The 17,583-nt window shown below is 68.6% G+C and carries 17 protein-coding genes; 10 read left to right on the forward strand and 7 right to left on the reverse strand.

The window, feature by feature from the left end; translation table 11 throughout:
* Nucleotides 1–60: 60 nt before the first annotated feature.
* From N788_RS13655 to yidD, 3 genes are read right to left on the reverse strand one after another with little or no spacing between them, the layout of a single operon-like run.
* Nucleotides 61–1,614, reverse strand: a complete 1,554-nt coding sequence (locus tag N788_RS13655; RefSeq protein WP_051924187.1) for a peptidoglycan DD-metalloendopeptidase family protein — start codon at nt 1,612–1,614, stop codon at nt 61–63.
* Between the two features lie 49 nt (nt 1,615–1,663).
* Nucleotides 1,664–2,551, reverse strand: a complete 888-nt coding sequence (locus N788_RS00280; protein ID WP_051924188.1) for a M23 family metallopeptidase — start codon at nt 2,549–2,551, stop codon at nt 1,664–1,666.
* Nucleotides 2,548–2,787, reverse strand: a complete 240-nt coding sequence (gene yidD / locus N788_RS00285) for a membrane protein insertion efficiency factor YidD (RefSeq protein ID WP_034219829.1) — start codon at nt 2,785–2,787, stop codon at nt 2,548–2,550. Before yidD ends, N788_RS00280 begins: the two co-directional genes overlap by 4 nt.
* A 101-nt stretch (nt 2,788–2,888) precedes the next feature.
* Here yidD and dksA point away from each other — a divergent pair, with 101 nt between their 5' ends.
* Complete coding sequence (gene dksA / locus N788_RS00290; protein ID WP_051924189.1) at nt 2,889–3,848, forward strand: RNA polymerase-binding protein DksA; 960 nt, start codon at nt 2,889–2,891, stop codon at nt 3,846–3,848.
* Nucleotides 3,849–3,964: 116 nt separating this feature from the next.
* Here the strand turns inward: dksA and N788_RS00295 are convergent, their stop codons facing one another.
* The 3 genes from N788_RS00295 to cysS are packed head-to-tail and all read right to left on the reverse strand — an operon-like array spanning nt 3,965 to nt 7,517.
* Complete coding sequence (locus N788_RS00295) at nt 3,965–5,701, reverse strand: DUF885 family protein (RefSeq protein ID WP_051924190.1); 1,737 nt, start codon at nt 5,699–5,701, stop codon at nt 3,965–3,967.
* A gap of 14 nt (nt 5,702–5,715) precedes the next feature.
* Entirely contained in the window at nt 5,716–6,147 is a 432-nt protein-coding gene (locus tag N788_RS00300; RefSeq protein ID WP_034219835.1) for a SufE family protein, read from the reverse strand.
* Nucleotides 6,147–7,517 carry a cysteine--tRNA ligase gene (gene cysS / locus N788_RS00305; RefSeq protein WP_034219839.1) on the reverse strand — a complete coding sequence of 457 codons (1,371 nt, stop codon included), beginning with the start codon at nt 7,515–7,517 and terminating at the stop codon, nt 6,147–6,149. The genes N788_RS00300 and cysS overlap by 1 nt, the downstream gene beginning before the upstream one ends.
* Before the next feature lie 120 nt (nt 7,518–7,637).
* Between cysS and N788_RS00310 the strand changes: the two genes are divergently transcribed.
* The 9 genes from N788_RS00310 (at nt 7,638) to N788_RS00350 (ending at nt 16,727) form a co-directional block, all read left to right on the forward strand.
* Entirely contained in the window at nt 7,638–8,204 is a 567-nt protein-coding gene (locus N788_RS00310) for a glycine zipper 2TM domain-containing protein (protein ID WP_034219841.1), read from the forward strand.
* A gap of 242 nt (nt 8,205–8,446) precedes the next feature.
* Entirely contained in the window at nt 8,447–9,451 is a 1,005-nt protein-coding gene (locus N788_RS00315) for an N-acetylornithine carbamoyltransferase (RefSeq protein WP_034219845.1), read from the forward strand.
* Between the two features lie 55 nt (nt 9,452–9,506).
* Nucleotides 9,507–10,703 (forward strand): argininosuccinate synthase, encoded by a 1,197-nt coding sequence (locus N788_RS00320; RefSeq protein ID WP_034219847.1) that lies wholly within the window; start codon nt 9,507–9,509, stop codon nt 10,701–10,703.
* Entirely contained in the window at nt 10,700–11,800 is a 1,101-nt protein-coding gene (locus tag N788_RS00325) for an acetylornithine deacetylase (RefSeq protein WP_034219848.1), read from the forward strand. The genes N788_RS00320 and N788_RS00325 overlap by 4 nt, the downstream gene beginning before the upstream one ends.
* A 5-nt stretch (nt 11,801–11,805) precedes the next feature.
* Entirely contained in the window at nt 11,806–13,104 is a 1,299-nt protein-coding gene (locus N788_RS00330) for an acetylglutamate kinase (protein ID WP_051924274.1), read from the forward strand.
* A gap of 2 nt (nt 13,105–13,106) precedes the next feature.
* A complete protein-coding gene (locus N788_RS00335; protein ID WP_034219853.1) occupies nt 13,107–13,712 on the forward strand; it encodes a GNAT family N-acetyltransferase in 606 nt (201 codons plus the stop codon).
* A complete protein-coding gene (gene argC, locus N788_RS00340) occupies nt 13,709–14,659 on the forward strand; it encodes an N-acetyl-gamma-glutamyl-phosphate reductase (protein ID WP_034219854.1) in 951 nt (316 codons plus the stop codon). Before N788_RS00335 ends, argC begins: the two co-directional genes overlap by 4 nt.
* A complete protein-coding gene (locus tag N788_RS00345) occupies nt 14,656–15,942 on the forward strand; it encodes an argininosuccinate lyase (protein WP_034219857.1) in 1,287 nt (428 codons plus the stop codon). Before argC ends, N788_RS00345 begins: the two co-directional genes overlap by 4 nt.
* A 20-nt stretch (nt 15,943–15,962) precedes the next feature.
* The gene (locus N788_RS00350) at nt 15,963–16,727 is read left to right on the forward strand and encodes a CPBP family intramembrane glutamic endopeptidase (protein ID WP_084695801.1); all 765 of its coding nucleotides are present in this window, start codon (nt 15,963–15,965) and stop codon (nt 16,725–16,727) included.
* A gap of 72 nt (nt 16,728–16,799) precedes the next feature.
* Here the strand turns inward: N788_RS00350 and N788_RS00355 are convergent, their stop codons facing one another.
* Complete coding sequence (locus tag N788_RS00355) at nt 16,800–17,546, reverse strand: TMEM175 family protein (protein ID WP_084695802.1); 747 nt, start codon at nt 17,544–17,546, stop codon at nt 16,800–16,802.
* Nucleotides 17,547–17,583: the final 37 nt, after the last annotated feature.

The following is a 17,583-nucleotide window of genomic DNA, read 5'->3' on the forward strand; positions in this document are numbered from 1 at the left end:
TGGGGTTCCTCTGGATCCTTGCGGCGATCATACGCCGCGTAGCGGCGCCGGGCCGGGCGATCACTGGCAGTCCAGGCCGTCGGTGCGGCCGAGCCGTTCGAGATTGAGCACCTGGGTGCCATCGATGCCGTCGAGTTCGGCCACCGCGGTTTCGCAGTTGACGAACGTGATGCGCGCCTGGCCCCAGGCCGGGCGGGTGATGTCGTCGGGGTCCAGGCCGGTGAAGCGGCCACCGAGCGTCTGGTAGAGGTCGAACACCACTTCCTGGCCGAAATCGAAGCGGCCGTCGCGCTGGCCGAGCACGAAGAAATTGCGGCCATCGTCGTGGTGTCCGTAGAAGAACAGCAGCGCCGTCTGGTCGTTGAGCCAATGCAGTTCGAAGCCCTGGCCCGATGTCGCCGGTTCGTACCAGGCGCCGACCAGGCCACGCATGTCGCCGATGGCGCTGGTGGTGTTGCCCACGCGGAACGCATGGCGCGTGGTCGTGCCCTGGAACTGCACCTCGTAGGTCCACAGTCCGTGCCGCGCGTCGGCCGGCAGCAGGTGGCTCCAGGTCCAGTAGCCGCCCGTTACGTAGTCGGTGGTCACCTCGGGGTCGTTGGCGGTGTCGAAACTCCAGCTGGCGAATACCTGGCCATCGGCGTCGATGACCCGGAACTGGCTGGCCTGGCCGCGCTGCAGGTCGCGATAGGCCGCCAGGAAGGTCATCGACTCGCCGGGCTGGAAGCGGTCCTTGAACCGCGCGATCTCGGTGGTGTCCGGACAGGTGGGGTAGTGCGGGTCGGCGGAGTGCGTGGACAGCCTGAGCAGCCGGGGCTCGCGGTAGGGACGTTGGTTCGCCCAGGTCGAGGCGCTGGCGTTGCAGGCGCCCTGGTGGGCTTCGATCACCGGGGCGTTGACGTGGTTGGTGGCGCGCAGTTCGAAGTGCAGGTGCGGCAGCTTGGAAATGCCCGAACTGCCGACCTTGCCGATCACCTCGCCGGCGGCGATGGCGCTGCCGATGGGACGCGGGGTGACCGAGCCGCGTTTCATGTGCAGGTAGCGGGCGATGCTGCCGTCGGCGTGCAGCACGATCACGTAGTTGGCGTTGTCCGGGCCGTCCCAGTTGCAGGCGCGGTCGCTGGCGCCGTCGCGCTTTTCGATCAGGGTGCCCGGCGCCGCCGCGCGGATGTCCACCGGCGCGTTGTCCATCAGGTGCCAGGGAAACGGCCAGGGGATGTAGTCGATGCCGCGGTGGTTGTAGCCGGCCGCGGTGTCGTAGGTGCGCGTGCCGCAGGTGTAGTCGCGCAGCTGGCCGGGAAAGGCCGGGTTGAGGTCGACGAATCCCGAGGTCGCGTGCCATTCGGCGGCCGGCCCGGTGGCGGGACCCATCGGCCAGACCAGGCCGGACACCTTGGCGGCGGACTTGGCGGGCAGGCGGCCTTCGCGGCGCAGCATTTCGATGTTGCGGTCCACGGCCTCGACCATCCGGCGGTCGAGTTCGGCGGGGACGTGGTCCATGGCCGGTTCGGCGTCCAGCAGCTGGCGTCCCTGCGGCGTGGTGGCCGCGACCGGCGAGGCCAGGGCGGCCAGCAGGGCGCCCAGGGCCAGCAGACGGGGGAGTGCGGGACTCATGCGCGGGCTCCTGGCGACTGACGATCCAAGCATACGCCTCCCGCCGCGCTCATTCAGGCGGGGATGTCCCGAGCGTGCCGGCGGTTGCGGGCCATTTTTCCAGCACGGCCCGCGGATCCACGCGCACGCCGAACCAGTTCATGCCCCAATGCATGTGCGGGCCGGTGGCGCGGCCGGTCGCGCCCACCAGGCCGATGACCTGGCCGGCCTCGATCCGGTCGCCGACCGCGACGTCGATGCGGCTCAGGTGCAGGAAATTCGAGCTGACGCCGTGGCCGTGGTCGAGCAGCACGGTGCCGCCGGTCAGGTACAGGTCGGCGTCGGCGAAGGTGACCACGCCGGCCGCCGGCGCACGGATCGGCGTGCCCGAGGGTGCGGCGACGTCCAGGCCCGAGTGCGGTGAGCGCGGCGTGCCGTTGTAGATGCGCTGGCTGCCATAAACACCGCTGACGCGGCCCTTGAGCGGCCACTCGAAACCACTGGCGAAGTCGCTGCGGTCGTCGTCGCGCTCGCGGGCGGCGACCACGCCGGCCTGCTCGCGGGCGATGCGCGCGGCGATGGCCGGGTCCGGGGTGACGGTCTGCTGCGGGACGCCGTCCACGCGCTCGATCTTCCACTCGCGCCTGGTCACGGCCCGCTGGGCGGTTTCAAGGCGGCCATCGGGCAATTTCACCACCAGGCTGACCGGGCCCGCTTCGTCGCGACCGACGCCGAAGACGAAGCGTCCTTCCGGGTCCACGCGCAGCGTCGTGTCACCGTACGCGACCTCGCTGCCGGGCACGGTGCGGCCGATCACCAGGTCGCCCTGGGCGACGGCATCGGGCAGCTGCACGGGACTGGCGGCTGCGCCGGCCGCGAGCAGGGCCAGCAGCGCGAACAGCGGCCACAGCAGGGCGCGATCGATGGCGGGGAGGTCCGGCAGGCGCGACGGCTTCATTCGGGGTCTTTTTCCTGGTTCCAGGTCTCGGGGACCGGGTCGGGTCCGCCAGGGTGGAGGGGGTGGCACCTGGCGATGCGCCTGGCGCCGAGCCAGCCGCCGCGCAGCACGCCGAAGCGTTCGATCGCCTCCATCGTGTAGCTCGAACAGCTGGGATAGAAGCGACAACGCTGGCCCAGCAGGGGGCTGATGGCCACCTTGTAGCCACGAAGCAGCAGGAGGACGGGTTTTTTCACTGATTGCGCCGGCGGAGCCACCGGCATAAGGTTGCTGCTGGAGAAGGACTAGGCTATAACACGCCGCCTTCGAGCCTCAAGGAAAGAGAGGAATTGCCCTAGTGGCCGCTAAGAAACCAACCAAGAAGGCCGGCAAGCCGGCCGCCAAGAAGCCCGCCAAGGCGGCCAAGTCCTCCAAGTCCGCCAAGAAGCCGGCGGCAAAGGCCAAGGCGCCTGCCAAGAAGGCCGCCAAGCCGGCCGCAAAGCCGGTGAAGAAGGCGGCTGCCAAGGCCAAGCCGGTCAAGAAGGCCGCTGCCAAGGTCGCCAAGAAGGTCACCAAGGTCGTCAAGAAGGCCGCCAAGGCGGTCAAGCCGGCCGCCAAGCCGGTCAAGAAGGCGCCTGCCAAGCCGGCCAAGAAGGCTGCGAAGCCGGCTGCGAAGCCGGCCAAGAAGGCCGTCGCCAAGCCGGCGCCGAAGGTTGCGCAAAAGCCTGCCGCCAAGGCCGTGGCCAAGCCAGCGTCCAAGGCCCCGGCCAAGCCGGTCGCCAAGGCCGTGCCGCCGCCCGCCCCGGCCGTCAAGCCGGTCCGGCGCAGCAGTGGCGTCGTGGCTGGCTACGTCAAGCCGACCACCCCGCGTCCCGAGCGCATCAAGCCGGCGACTTCGCGGGCTGTCCGGGTGGACCTGCCGGCCGGCTACAAGCCCAGCAACAAAGAGGAATACATGGGCCCGATGCACCTGGAGTACTTCCGCCAGCGCCTGCTGCAGTGGAAGGAAGACCTGGTGGAGGAGTCCAAGCAGACCATCGAGAACCTCAAGGAAGAAGTGCGTGACGTCGGCGACGAAGCCGAGCGCGCCAGCCGTGAGTCCGAGAACAGCCTGGAATTGCGCACCCGCGACCGCTATCGCAAGCTGATCAGCAAGATCGACAGCACGCTCAAGCGCATCGAGGACGGCAGCTACGGCTATTGCGTGGACACCGGCGAAGAGATCGGCCTCGAGCGCCTCGAAGCCCGCCTCACCGCCGAGCGCACCATCGACGCCCAGGAGCGCTGGGAACACCGCCAGAAACAAATGGGCGAGTGATCCAGGTCGCGCCTTGAGTCAGGAAAAAGCCCCGGGAAACCGGGGCTTTTTTTTGGTCCGCCGTGGGAGGGGCTTCAGTCCCGAAAGGCGTCGGGACTGAAGTCCCTCCCACGGGTTCAGTCGTAGAAGCGCCAGTCCGCGCGCAGGTCCGAGGCCGGCACGTTGCCCGACAGCCGGGCCCGGACGGCGGCAACCGGCATCGGCCCGCCCTTGAGGATGGCGTCGTGGAACTCGCGTTCGGTCATCTTGCCCGAGACGACGAATTCCTCGTGCAGGGCGCGGAACTGCAGGCCGCCAATCATGTAGGCGATCTGGTAGAGCGGGCCATAGTCGCCGGCGAAGCTGCGGCGCACTTCGGCGCGCGCGTTCTCGCGCTCGTGGCCGACGCGGTCGACCAGCAGTTGCACCGCCTCGTCGGGCGACAGTTTGCCCAGGTGGAACCCCAGCGAGAACAGGATGCGGGCGGCGCGGTGGCTTCGCCAGAACAGCATGCCGATCTTGTCCTCCGGCGTCTGCGCGAAGCCGCGCTCGTAGAGACGGAACTCCCAGTACAGGGCCCAGCCCTCGGTCCAGAACGGGGTGTCGAACAGCTCCCGGTGCGTCTGGTAGCGGTTGTTGTAGAAGTACTGGAGGTGATGGCCGGGGATCAGTTCGTGGTGCACCACCGCCCGCGAGAAATGCCGGTTGTTGCCGCGCAGGGCCATCAGCTTCTTTTCGTGCGGCATGGTGTCGGTGGGGTAGGCCACCCAGACGTCCTGGCCGCCGAGGAAAAACGGCGCGGTCAGCTGGTACTCCGGCGACAGCATGGTCATGCGCCAGTCGCGCTTGGCCAGCTCGGGCACCGTCAGCAGGTCGTTGGCCTCGAGGTAGTGGACGGCTTCGTCAGCCAGTTCCACGACCAGCTTGGGCTGGTCGCCGGGTGCGGGGTGCAGGCCCTTCACCCGCTCCAGTGCCTCGCGCCAGTCCCTGGCGCCCATTTCGGTGGCGGCCTTGGCCAGTTCCGCCTCGCACCAGGCAAGCTCGCGTTCGGCCAGCGCCATCAGTTGTTCGGGCGTGTAGGGGATCAGCTCGTGCTGCAGGCCGGCGAGCAGTGCATCGCGGCCGATCGGGTCGCCGATGATGGTCTCCGGGTCACTGGCGCCGGCCAGCTTGTCGCGCAGCAGTTTGGCGTGGGATTCGAGCTGGGCGTCCAGCGCTTCGTAAGGCTGGCGGGTCCACCAGGTGAACTCCGGGTCGTAGCCGGCATGGAAACCGTGCCACTGCTTGAGGTCTTCGCGCACGCGCTCGAGCAGGCCGGCCGCGCGGTAGGCGACGATGGGCGTGGTGCCCAGGGCCTTGGGGTCTTTTTCCAGGCGGGCCTGCAGGTCGGCCAGGCGTTGGCGCGTGCGGTCGAGCGTCGTTGCCGTCGTCCGGCCGTCCGGGTACTCGAGGGCGCGGCGGGCCTCGGCCAGGGCGATCAGGTCGGAGACGCCCGGTAGCAGCGGCGCGGCGTCGGTGTAGCGGCCGCGCTGGAAGTCGAGCTGTTCGAGCCGGTAGGCCAGGTCGCGGCGGAACAGGGCGTGGTCGAGCCGGTCTTCGTCGGCCAGGCTGGCCGGGTCGATCTGTGCCAGGCGCTGCTGCCAATCGCCGTACAGTCGCCGCAAGGCCTGTTCGCGGCGCGGCCCGGCGGTGGTGTCGTGCACCCGCTCGAGGCTGGCCAGGTCGGCGCGAAAACGCGCCACCACCGGGGCCATCACCTGGGCCTGGGCCGGCATCTGTGCCAGCGGCGGGGCCAGGCTGGGGGTCGCGACGGCCAGGCCGGGAACGACGAGGGCGGCAGCGAGACAGCTGGCGAGCAGGCGACGAAGCGGCATGGCGTTTCCTTGGATCAGGCCGGCGCGTGCCGGCGGGCGGTGTCCTGGATGAACTGCAGCAGCGCGGCCAGGCCGTTGCTGCGCGTGGGGGAAAGGTGCTTGGCCAGGCCGATGTCGGCGATGTAGTCGGGCGTGGTGGCCAGGATTTCTTCGGCGCTGCGGCCCGAGTAAACGCGCAGCGCGAGGTAGATCAGGCCCGAGACGATGCTCGAGTCGCTGACGGCATCGAAGTCGAGCTCGCGGGCGTCGCCCCGGGCGACGATCCAGACCATCGACTGGCAGCCGTGCAGGCGGTGTTCCTCGGTCTTGAGCGCGTCGGGGAAGTCGGGCAGCTTGCGGCCCAGGTCGATCAGGTACTGGTAGCGTTCGGACCAGTCGCCGAAGAACGAGAACTCCTCGGCGATCGCGGCCTGGGCCTCGGCGGCGCTGGGTTCGGTCGGGCGCATCAGGCGCGCCTCCAGCGTACGCCCTGGGCCGTGTCCTCGAGCAGCACGCCTTCTTCGGCCAGCTGTCGCCGGATGGTGTCGGCGCGCACGAAATCGCGCGAGGCCTTGGCGGCGTTGCGTTCCTCGACCAGGGCCTGGATGCGGGCATCGTCGCCGGCATCGCCGCCGCGGTTGAACCAGGCTTCGGGCCTCTGCTGCAGCAGGCCCAGCAGCATGCCGCCGCCAAGCAGTTCGGCCTTGAGGCTGGCGCGGGCGATCGGAGACCCGGCCTTGCGCGCCTCGGTGGCGATGCGCGAAAGCTCGGCGAGCGCCGCCGGCGTGTTGAGGTCGTCGCACAGGGCAGCTTCCACCGCCACCGGCACGATGGCCTCGGTGGACGGCACGCCGGACAGGTCGCGCAGGGTGCCGTAGAGACGGTCGAGCGTGCGTACGCTTTGTTCGATGACGGCGTCCGACCACTCCAGCGGCTGCCGGTACTGGGCCGAGAGCAGCGCATATCGCAGGGCCTCGGGCGGATGTTTTTCCAGCAGCTCGTGCACGCGGGCGACGTTGCCGACGGACTTGGACATCTTGGCGCCGTCGAAGTTGAGCAGCCCGTTGTGCAGCCAGTAACGGGCGAACACCTGGCCGCCGTGGGCGCAGGTGGACTGGGCGATCTCGTTCTCGTGGTGCGGGAACTGCAGGTCGATGCCGCCGGCGTGGATGTCGATGCTGTCGCCCAGGTGGGCCTCGGCCATGGCCGAGCATTCGATGTGCCAGCCCGGGCGGCCGATGCCCCAGGGCGATTCCCAGCCGGGCAGGTCGGGCGTGGACGGCTTCCAGAGCACGAAGTCGCCCGGGTCGCGCTTGTAGGGCGCGACCTCGACGCGGGCTCCGGCCAGCATTTCGTCCGGGTCGCGGCGCGAGAGGCGGCCATAGTCGGGATAGCTGCCGACCGAGAACAGCACGTGGCCGTCGGCGGCGTAGGCGTGGCCGGAGGCGATCAGCCGCTCGATCATCGCGATGATGTGCGGGATGTGGGCGGTGGCATGCGGCGTGACGTCCGGCGGGGCGATGCCCAGGCCGGCCATGTCCTGGGCGAAGGCCTCGGCGAACTTGCCGGTGATCTCGCCGATGGCCACGCCCTGCTCGCGGGCGGCCTGGTTGATCTTGTCGTCGACATCGGTGATGTTTCGGGCGTACACCACCCGGCCGTAATGGCGGCGCAGCAGGTTGGCGAGCAGGCCGAAGACCACGTAGGGGCGGGCATTGCCGATATGTACGTAGTTGTAGACCGTGGGCCCGCAGACGTACATCGTGACCCGGTCCGGATCCTGGGGTTGGAAAACCTCCAGCTGTCGGGTCAGGGTGTTGTAGAGGCGCAGTTCCATGGCGGGGCAGGCAGTCAAAGTCCTGAGTCTAGCAAGCCAGACCCCCCGTTTAACGAAATTCTTAGGCAAGGGTTCAGCGTCGGGATGCTTGAATTCCGCCGTCCGCCCGGAGGTTTCCCCATGTCGTTCGCCCTGCGTCTGCTCCCCCTGCTGGCCCTGGCCGCCACCCCGGCCCTGGCCCAGTACCCGTCCGATCCTTACGAGCAGGAGGATTACGGCCAGTACGAAGCCGCGCCGGTGCCGGAAAACGTCAGCTATGGCTACGCCCAGGTGCTGCGTGCCGACGAGGTGACCCAGATCGTTCGCACCCGGACCCCGGAAGAGCGCTGCGACGGCGTCGAATACCGCCAGTCGGGGCAGACCACCGGCGGCACCGTGATCGGCGCACTGGTCGGCGCGGCCCTCGGCAACCAGGTGGGCAAGGGCAATGGCCGCAAGGCCGCCACCGTCGCCGGTGCCGTCGCCGGCGGTGCCATTGGCAACAACATCGCCCGCAACAAGGCCGAGGCCGAAGCCCGCGGCTGCCGCATCGTCGAGGTCGAGCGCGAGGAGCGCCAGGTCGTCGGTTACGACGTCGAGTACATGTACAAGGGCGAGAAGTACATGTCGCGCCTGCCCTACGACCCGGGCAATCGCCTCCGCATCCGGGTCGCTGTGACCCCGGACGAGACCGGCTACAGCCGCTGAGTTGCGGCCGTGCCGGCCCGCCGGCATACTCCTCCCCCATGACCTGCACCGCCCCCACCGCCGCCGTGATGACCTCCGCCTGGATGGCGGCGGGCATGACCTCGCGTGCGCGTCGACCGGAAGCCCACATCCACGCTGGGTAGCCGGGGGCGAGTGCCTGTCCGACTGAAAGCCCAGCCCCGTGCTGGGCTTTTTTGTTTTTCGCGCCTCCCGAACCTCCTTTTCACTCCATGGAATCCCCGATGAAGCACTTCCTCAACACCCAGGACTGGTCCCGCGCCGAGCTCGACGCCGTGCTGGCCGAGGCCGCGGCGTTCCGCCAGGGCAAGGCCAGCCAGGCGCTGAAGGGCAAGTCCATTGCCCTGGTGTTCTTCAACCCCTCGCTGCGCACGCGCACCAGCTTCGAGATCGGTGCCTTCCAGATGGGCGGGCACGCGGTGGTGCTGCAGCCGGGCAAGGATGCGTGGCCGATCGAGTTCGAGCTGGGCACGGTGATGGACGGCGAGGCCGAGGAGCACATCGCCGAAGTAGCGCGGGTGCTTTCGCGCTACGTGGACCTGGTGGCGGTGCGGGCCTTCCCGAAGTTCCAGGACTGGTCGGTGGACCGCCAGGACACCGTGCTGCGCAGCTTCGCGAAGTATTCGACGGTGCCGGTGATCAATCTCGAGACCATCACCCATCCCTGCCAGGAGCTGGCCCACGCCCTGGCGCTGCAGACGCACTTCGGTACGCCGGACCTGCGCGGCAAGAAGTTCGTGCTGACCTGGACCTACCATCCCAAGCCGCTCAACACGGCCGTGGCCAATTCGGCCCTGACCATCGCCACGCGCCTGGGCATGGACGTGACCCTGCTGTGCCCCACGGCCGAATACGCCCTGGACGAGCGTTACCTGGGCTGGGCCCGCGACAACGTGGCGGAATCGGGCGGCAGCTTCCGGATGAGCCACGACATCGAGGAGGCCTACACCGGCGCAGACGTCGTGTACGCCAAGAGCTGGGGCGCGATTCCGTATTTCGGCCGCTGGGACCAGGAAAAGCCGATCCGCGACGCGCACAAGCACTTCATCGTCGACGAAGCCAAGATGGCGCTGACCAACCGCGGCGTCTTCAGCCATTGCCTGCCGCTGCGCCGCAACGTCAAGGCGACCGATGCGGTGATGGATTCGCCGCAGTGCATCGCCATCGACGAAGCCGAAAACCGGCTGCACGTGCAAAAAGCCGTGATGGCGGCGCTGGCCACGCAGTAACTCCCCTTTTCCCGCCTTTCCCTGCACGGGGAGGGGCTTTCCAGAGAAATTCCCCATGTCCGACAAGCACATCGTCCTCGCGTTTTCCGGCGGCCTCGACACCAGTTTCTGCGTGCCTTACCTGAAGGAGCGCGGCTGGGCCGTGCACACCGTCTTCGCCGACACCGGCGGCGTGGATGCCGACGAGCGCGCCTACATCGAGGCGCGCGCCGCCGAGCTCGGCGTCGCCAGCCACGTCACCGTCGATGGCGGGCCGGCGATCTGGGACGGCTTCGTCAAACCCTTCGTGATGGCGGGCGAGGGCTACCAGGGCCAGTACCCGCTGCTGGTGTCCGACCGCTACCTGATCGTCGACGCAGCCCTCAAGCGTGCCGGCGAGCTGGGCACGCGGGCCATCGCCCACGGCTGCACCGGCATGGGCAACGACCAGGTGCGCTTCGACCTGGCGGTGAAGGCCGCCGGCGACTACCAGATCGTCGCGCCCATCCGTGAAATCCAGAAGGAACACACCCAGACGCGCGCTTACGAGCAGGCCTACCTGGAAGAGCGCGGTTTCCAGGTGCTCGCCAAGCAAAAGAGCTACACCATCAACGAGAACCTGCTGGGCGTGACGCTCAGCGGCGGCGAAATCGACCGCTGGGAAATCCCGGGCGAGGGCGCCCGCGGCTGGTGCGCACCGCGTGCCGAGTGGCCGGCCGATGCCTTGCAGGTGGCGATCACGTTCAAGGCGGGCGAAGCGGTGGCCCTGGATGGCCAGGCCATGCCCGGCGCGAAGCTGCTGGCGACCCTGAATGGCCTGTTCGGCAAGTACGGCGTCGGCCGCGGCATGTACACCGGCGACACCACCATCGGCCTCAAGGGCCGGATCATCTACGAGGCCCCGGGCCTGGCCGCGCTGCTGGCCGCGCATCGCGCGCTAGAAGAAGCCGTGCTGAGCAAGCACCAGAACCGATTCAAGCCGGACGTGGCCCGCAAATGGGTCGAGCTGGTGTACGAGGGTTTTTACAACGACCCGCTCAAGGCCGACCTGGAAGCCTTCCTCGTCTCCAGCCAGCGCTGCGTCAACGGCGAGGTGGTGCTGCAGACCCAGGGTGGCAAGGTCGATGCCGTGGCCGTGCGCAGCCCGCACCTGCTGCACGCCAAGGGCGCCACCTACGCCCAGTCCGCCGACTGGGGCGTCGAAGAGGCCGAAGGTTTCATCCGCCTGTTCGGCATGTCCAGCACCCTGTGGGCCGAGGTCAACCGCAAGTGAGCGCATTGCTTCCCGACGTCCTCAAGCACCTCGAAGCCCTCGTGGCTTTCGACACGCGCAACCCGCCGCGCGCCATCGGCACCGACGGCATCTTCGACTACCTGCGCAGCCAGCTGCCGGGCTTCGAGGTCCGGGTCACCGACCACGGCGCCGGCGCTGTTTCGATGCTCGCGGTGCGCGGAAATCCGAAGCGTGTTTTCAACGTGCACCTGGACACCGTGCCCGGTTCGCCGCACTGGAGCGCCGATCCACACGTGCTGCGCGTCACCGACGAGAAAGCCATTGGCCTGGGCGCCTGCGACATCAAGGGCGCCGCCGCCGGCCTGGTGGCGGCCGCCAACGCCACCACCGGTGACGCCGCCTTCCTGTTCAGTAGCGACGAAGAAGCCAACGATGCCCGCTGCATCGCCGCCTTCCTGGCCAGCGACCATGGCTTCGACGAGGCAATCATCGCCGAGCCGACGCTGTGCGAAGCGGTTCTGGCCCACCGCGGCATCAGCTCGGCGCTGATGCGCTTCCAGGGCCAGGCCGGCCATGCGTCCGGCGCCGATGCTTTTGAACTCAGCGCGGTGCACCAGGCGATGCGCTGGGGCACGCGCGCGCTCGAGCATGCCAAGGCGCAGTCCCATGCCCGCTTCGGCGGCCTGACCGGCCTGCGCTTCAACATCGGCCGCATCGAGGGCGGCATCAAGGCCAACATGATCGCGCCGGCCGCCGAGTTGCGCTTCGGCTTCCGGCCGCTGCCGTCGATGGACATGGACGGCCTGCACGCGCGGTTCCGCGAACTGGCCGACGCCAAGGCGCTGGCCCACTACGAAGAAACCTTCCGCGGCCCCTCGCTGCCTGCCGGCGACGTCGCCCGCGCGGAGGAAAAGCGCCTGGCCGCCCGCGACCTGGCCGACGAGCTCGGCCTGCCGATCGGCAACGCGGTCGATTTCTGGACCGAAGCCTCGCTGTTCTCGGCGGCCGGCCTGACCGCCTTCGTCTACGGCCCGGGCGACATCGCCCAGGCCCACACCGCCGACGAGTGGGTGGCCCTGGAACAGCTGGCCACCGCCGCCAACACCTACCACCGCCTGCTGGAGCAAACCGCGTGACCGAGATGCGCACCACGATCGTCCGCCTGCTGTCGAACATGGCCAGCGCCAAGGAGATCCAGCAGTACCTCAAGCGCTTCTCGCAGGTGGACGCGGCGCGCTTCGCGGTCGTCAAGGTCGGTGGCGCCATCCTGCGCGACGAGCTCGATGCGCTGGTGTCCTCGCTGTCCTTCCTGCAGCAGGTCGGCCTGACGCCCATCGTCATCCACGGCGCCGGTCCCCAGCTGGACGAGGAAATGACCGCCGCTGGCATGGACAAGAAGATCGTCGACGGCCTGCGGGTCACCGACAGCGCCGGCCTGGCCGTCGTGCGCCGGGTCGCCCAGCGAGAGAACCTGCGCCTGGTCGAGGCCCTGCAGGCCCAGGGCGTGCGCGCCACGTCCATCACCGCCGGCGTGTTCGAGTGCGGTTACCTGGACCAGGCGAAATTCGGCCTGGTCGGCCAGGTGCAGCGCGTGGACGAGGCCGGCATCCAGGCGGCGATCAAGGTCGGCTCGATCCCGGTCATCGCTTCGCTGGGCGAGACCGCCGGCGGGCAGATCCTCAACATCAACGCCGACTGGGCCGCCAACGAACTGGTCAAGGCGCTGCAGCCGTACAAGATCATCTTCCTCACCGCCACCGGCGGCCTGCTCGACGGCGACGGCGAGGTGATCGACTCGATCAACCTGAGCACCGAATACGAAACCCTGCTGGCCCAGCCCTGGTTGCACTCGGGCATGCGGGTGAAGATCGAGCAGATCCACGACCTGCTGATGCAGCTGCCGCTGTCGAGCTCGGTGTCGATCACCCGGCCCGACCAGCTGGCCAAGGAGCTGTTCACCCATCGTGGTTCGGGAACCCTGGTGCGCCGCGGTGAAAAGGTGCGCAAGGTAACCCGCTGGGACGAAATGGATCCCGAGCGCCTGCGGCGGCTGGTCGAGCGTGGTTTCGGCCGCAAGCTGGCGCCGGACTATTTCGAGACCACCAAGCTGCTCAAGGCCTACGTGAGCGAACACTACCGTGCGGCGCTGCTGATCACCGACGAAGATGGCCTGCCGCACCTGGACAAGTTCGCCGTCAGCGACGACGCCCAGGGCGAAGGCCTGGGCCGCGCCGCCTGGCAGGTGATGCGGGACGATACGCCGGCGCTGTTCTGGCGCGCCCGCGAAGGCAACCCGGTGAACGACTTCTATTTTGCCGAAGCCGACGGCTGCCTCAAGGGCGAGACCTGGAACGTGTTCTGGTACGGCCTGGAGGGCTGGGACCAGATACGCTACGCCGTGGACCATTGCCTGGCCCGCCCGGCCACCCTCAAAGGTTGAACATGCAGAACCTGCACTGGACGATCCCGCCGATCCTGGAAGGCCACCACGTCAAGCTCGAGCCGCTGCAGCCCGGGCACGGCGAAGAACTGCTGGCCGCGGCCGCCGACGGCGAGCTGTGGAACCTCTGGTACACCTCGGTGCCCAGCAGCGAAACCGTGCGCGGTTACCTCGCCCGCGCCATGGCCGAGCGCGAAGCCGGCATCGCGATGCCCTTCCTGGTGCGCGACGCCAGCGGCGAGCCGGTGGGCAGCACGCGCTATTTCCGCATGGACCCGGTGATCCCCAGCCTGGAGATCGGCTACACCTGGTATTCGGCGCGGGTGCAGCGTTCGGCCCTGAACACCGAGGCCAAGCGCCTGCTGCTGGGCCATGCCTTCGATGCCATGGGCTGCAGCGTGGTCGAGCTTCGCACCCACGTCATGAACCATCGCTCCCGCGCCGCCATCGAGCGCCTGGGCGCGCACTTCGACGGCATCCTGCGCCGGCAGATGCGCATGCCCGACGGCCACCTGCGCGACACCGCGGTGTATTCGATCCTCGACACCGAGTGGCCGGTGGTGCGGCGCGGCCTGGACTTCAAGCTCGAGCACGGGGGCAGGGCATGAGCCACCGGATTTCCCTCGGCCTGGTGGGCGCCCGCGGCCATGTGGGCGCCGAGCTGATCAAGCTGGTCGTGGCGCACCCTTGTTTCGAGCTGGCCTTCGTATCGTCGCGCGAGCGCGATGGCCAGCGCCTGGCCGACCACGAGCCCACCTACGCGGGTGGACTGCGCTACGCCAACCTCGATCCCACTGCGGTGGCGGGGCAGGGCGTGGATGCCCTGGTGCTGGCCCTGCCCAACGGCATGGCGGCGACGTTCGTGGCCGCGCTGGACGCCGCCAGGGCCGACCCGGTGGTGGTGGATCTGTCCGCCGACTACCGTTTCGACGATGGCTGGTATTACGGCCTGCCGGAACTCAACCGCGGGGTCGCCGACGGCGCCCGCCGCATCAGCAACCCGGGCTGTTACGCAACGGCCATGCAGCTGGCGCTGGCGCCGCTGCGCGACGCATTGGCCGGCCCGGCGCAGTGTTTTGGTGTCTCCGGCTACAGCGGTGCCGGCACCGGCCCGTCGGACAAGAACGACCCGGACAAGCTGCGCGACAACCTGATGCCGTATGCGCTGGTGGACCACGTGCACGAGCGCGAGGTCACCCGCCAGCTGGGCCACGTCGTGGAGTTCATGCCGCACGTGGCGCCGCATTTCCGCGGCATCACCCTGACCGCGAACATGCACCTGGAACGGGCCTTCGACCGCGACGAAGTGCTGGCGCGTTTCCGCGATGCCTATGCCGACGAACCGCTGGTGGACGTGCTGGACGCTGCCCCGTGGGTCAGCCGCATCGCCGGCCGCCATGGCGCCGAAGTGGGCGGCTTCACCCTGTCGGCGGACGGTCGGCGGCTGGTGGTGGTGTCCACGCTGGACAACCTGCTCAAGGGGGCCGCCACGCAGGCCCTGCAGAACCTCAATCGGGCCTTCGGCCTGCCCGAAACCATGGGAATCGATACATGAGCGACCTGCTCTGGCAAAAACCCGGCGTGCAAGTCGACCCGCGCATCCAGGCGTTCCTGGCCGGCGACGACGTGGTGCTGGACCGCGAGTTCATCCAGGACGACATCACCGCCTCGGCCGCCCACGCGCGCGGGCTGGCGCGCATCGGCATCCTGACTGCTACGGAATGCGACGATCTGTGCCGCGAGCTTGGCACGCTGTCGGAAGACCTGAAGTCCGGCGCCTTCGTGCTCGACGACCGGTTCGAAGATGGCCATTCGGCCATCGAATCACGCCTGGTCGAGCGCCTGGGCGACACCGGCCGCAAGATCCACACCGGCCGCAGCCGCAACGACCAGGTGCTGGTGGCCACCCGCCTGTGGCTCAAGCGCAAGCTGGGCGAGCTGCAGGCCCTGTGCCGCGAAACCGCCGACGTCTGCCTGCAGCGTGCCGAAGCCGAACCCCTGCCCATGCCCGGCTACACCCACCTGCAGCGCGCCGTGGTGTCGTCCACCGCCATGTGGTGGGCCGGCTTCGCCGAAGCTTTCATCGACAACGCCGTGCGCGCCAAACAGGCCCACGACTGGATAGACGCCAACCCCCTGGGCACCGCCGCCGGCTACGGCGTGAACCTGCCGCTGGACCGCGAGGGCAGCACGAAGGAACTGGGCTTCGCCCGCATGCAGGTCAGCCCGATCTACGCCCAGCTCAGCCGCGGTAAGTTCGAGATCGCCGCCGTCGACGCGCTCGGCGCGGCGGCGCTCGACCTGCGTCGCCTGGCCTGGGACCTGAGCCTGTTCACCACCGCCGAGTTCGGATTCGTGAACCTGCCGGCGCAATACACCACCGGCAGTTCGATCATGCCCAACAAGCGCAATCCGGACCTGGTCGAGTTGCTGCGGGCGACTTACGCCAGCATTGCGGCCTCCCGCACCGAACTCGAACAGCTGCTGTCGCTGCCCAGCGGCTACCACCGCGACCTGCAGTTCACCAAGGGCGCCCTGTTCCATGCCTTCGGACGCGGCCTGGGCGCGATGGCGCTGCTGCCTGACCTTTTACGCGGGCTGGAATGGAATACCGAGCGACTGGCGAAGGGATTCGATGACGGCATGTACGCCACCGACAAGGCGGTCGAGATGGCGCTCTCCGGCCTGCCGTTCCGCGAGGCCTACAAGCAGGCAGCCGCCGAACCCCTGCCCAGGGCGGGCGCCGATCCGCAGGCGAGCCTTGACGCCCGCAGTTCCCCCGGTGGCGCGGCTGCACTGGGACTGGCCGCGCTGCGGCAGCGCCTGGCGGCCGGCTGACGCGTTCGGGAGACGCACCGATGGCTGAATCTGCACAGGCCGGATCCAGGCAGGGCGCAGGCGGGCCTGTACTGCTGCCGATGGCGGGCATCTACCTGGCGGTGATGGCAGCCCAGTTCATCAGCCTGGCCTTCGGCCGCCTCGACGCCGGGCAGAGCCTCGCTTCGATCGCCCTTCCCAGTTTCGTGTTCCTGACCCTGCTGACGTTGCCGGCGTGTTGGGTCGGGGTGGTCGCAGGGCGCCAGTTGGGACTGGGCATCCTGCGAAGCGGCGCGGGCTCGGGAGGATCGGCCGGCGGCGTGGGACGCGGCATCGCGCTCGCAAGTGGGCTCGGCCTCCTGCTCGGTGGCGTCTTGCTGGCTCTGCGCTTCGCTTGCCAACCCTACCTTCCGCCGGAGCTCCCCGAGCTCGGCTTTCGCGGCGTCGGCGGCGGACTGGCGGTTTCCGTGGGCGCCGCCGTCGGCGAAGAAGTCTGGTTCCGGTTCGGGCTGATGTCCGCCTTGCTCTGGGTGGCCGGCCGCGTCTTGCGCGTCGGCGCGCTCCGCGATGCCGTGTTCTGGCTCGTGATCGTCCTGGCATCGATGGGCTTTGCCCTGGCGCATCTGCCGCAGCTGGTCTCGTATGGCGCTTCAGCGCCCTTCGCCGTCGGGGCGACGATCGCGGGAAACGTTGCGGTCGGAATCCTCTATGGCTGGTGTTTCTGGCGCTTGGGGCTGCTGGCAGCCATCGCGGCCCACTTTTCCGTCGACCTGGTCTTGCACGTGATAAGCGCGCTGATCGTCTGAGCGGCCTCGACCGGCTCATCGTGGCGCTCGATGCGCAGGCTGCATTCGGCTGAAGCCGGGGATTGCCGGCGATCAGGTGGCGTCCGGAGGTGGCGATGGTTCCCGGTTTCTCCAGCGCGTGAACCACGCGAAGAGCGGTATCACCACGCCGAGCGGCGCATAGACCCAGCCCGCAACGGGCATGGCATGCGGCATCGCGGCAGCGACCGCCGTCGAGAGCAGGCCCGCCGTGAAAAGGACGCACCATGTGACGATTTCCACCTTGGTTTCGACCCGCTCGGCATGGCTCAGGCCCAAGAGCGCACGGCGTCGCCAGGCGTGCACGTTCAGCAGCACGATGCTCGCGGACATGGCCATGAATCCCACGCCATAGACGACGAACATCCGGTTGACGTCCTCACGTCCGGTCAGACCCAGCGTATCGAGCTCGGGGCCCACCGGCAGCCCGGTGAGCGTCGCGATAAAGCCCGAGAGCGCGCTGGTCATGTAGCGCAGCGGATAGACGAACAGCAGTACCGTGAAAACCAGCAGGCAGCTGAGGAGGATCGTATTGCTGTCATCGAGCCCGAAGCGTCGGCTCCAGCGGTGGTGGGCGTTCCAGAAGACCATGAGCAGGGTGGCGCCGAGCAGGAAGCCCGGCACATGCACCAGCGTGTCGGCCAGCGATTGCATGGTGGTCGGCGGATCAAGCGAAATGACGAGCAGCGTGAGCGCGAAGGCAAAGGCAGCATCGGTGAAAGTTTCGATGCGCGTCATTTCGCGTCCACGCACGCGAAAACCGTCCGGATCCCGATGCGCGGGCTGATGTGGATCGTTCATTGGCTGCGATCTCCCCTCGACAAGGCCTGGGGTGTCT

The organism is Arenimonas donghaensis DSM 18148 = HO3-R19, from assembly GCF_000743535.1.
Lineage (GTDB): Bacteria > Pseudomonadota > Gammaproteobacteria > Xanthomonadales > Xanthomonadaceae > Arenimonas > Arenimonas donghaensis.

Bases quoted from the DNA above. Each gene is read 5' to 3' on its own strand.
- N788_RS00320 (WP_034219847.1), top strand. From the start codon at position 9,507: ATGTCCGACAAGCACATCGTCCTCGCGTTTTCCGGCGGCCTCGACACC.
- N788_RS00310 (WP_034219841.1), top strand. From the start codon at position 7,638: ATGTCGTTCGCCCTGCGTCTGCTCCCCCTGCTGGCCCTGGCCGCCACC.
- N788_RS00300 (WP_034219835.1), bottom strand. From the start codon at position 6,147: ATGCGCCCGACCGAACCCAGCGCCGCCGAGGCCCAGGCCGCGATCGCC.
- N788_RS00355 (WP_084695802.1), bottom strand. From the start codon at position 17,546: ATGAACGATCCACATCAGCCCGCGCATCGGGATCCGGACGGTTTTCGC.
- argC (WP_034219854.1), top strand. From the start codon at position 13,709: ATGAGCCACCGGATTTCCCTCGGCCTGGTGGGCGCCCGCGGCCATGTG.
- N788_RS13655 (WP_051924187.1), bottom strand. From the start codon at position 1,614: ATGAGTCCCGCACTCCCCCGTCTGCTGGCCCTGGGCGCCCTGCTGGCC.
- N788_RS00280 (WP_051924188.1), bottom strand. From the start codon at position 2,551: ATGAAGCCGTCGCGCCTGCCGGACCTCCCCGCCATCGATCGCGCCCTG.
- cysS (WP_034219839.1), bottom strand. From the start codon at position 7,517: ATGGAACTGCGCCTCTACAACACCCTGACCCGACAGCTGGAGGTTTTC.
- N788_RS00295 (WP_051924190.1), bottom strand. From the start codon at position 5,701: ATGCCGCTTCGTCGCCTGCTCGCCAGCTGTCTCGCTGCCGCCCTCGTC.
- N788_RS00350 (WP_084695801.1), top strand. From the start codon at position 15,963: ATGGCTGAATCTGCACAGGCCGGATCCAGGCAGGGCGCAGGCGGGCCT.
- N788_RS00345 (WP_034219857.1), top strand. From the start codon at position 14,656: ATGAGCGACCTGCTCTGGCAAAAACCCGGCGTGCAAGTCGACCCGCGC.
- N788_RS00315 (WP_034219845.1), top strand. From the start codon at position 8,447: ATGAAGCACTTCCTCAACACCCAGGACTGGTCCCGCGCCGAGCTCGAC.
- N788_RS00330 (WP_051924274.1), top strand. From the start codon at position 11,806: ATGCGCACCACGATCGTCCGCCTGCTGTCGAACATGGCCAGCGCCAAG.
- N788_RS00335 (WP_034219853.1), top strand. From the start codon at position 13,107: ATGCAGAACCTGCACTGGACGATCCCGCCGATCCTGGAAGGCCACCAC.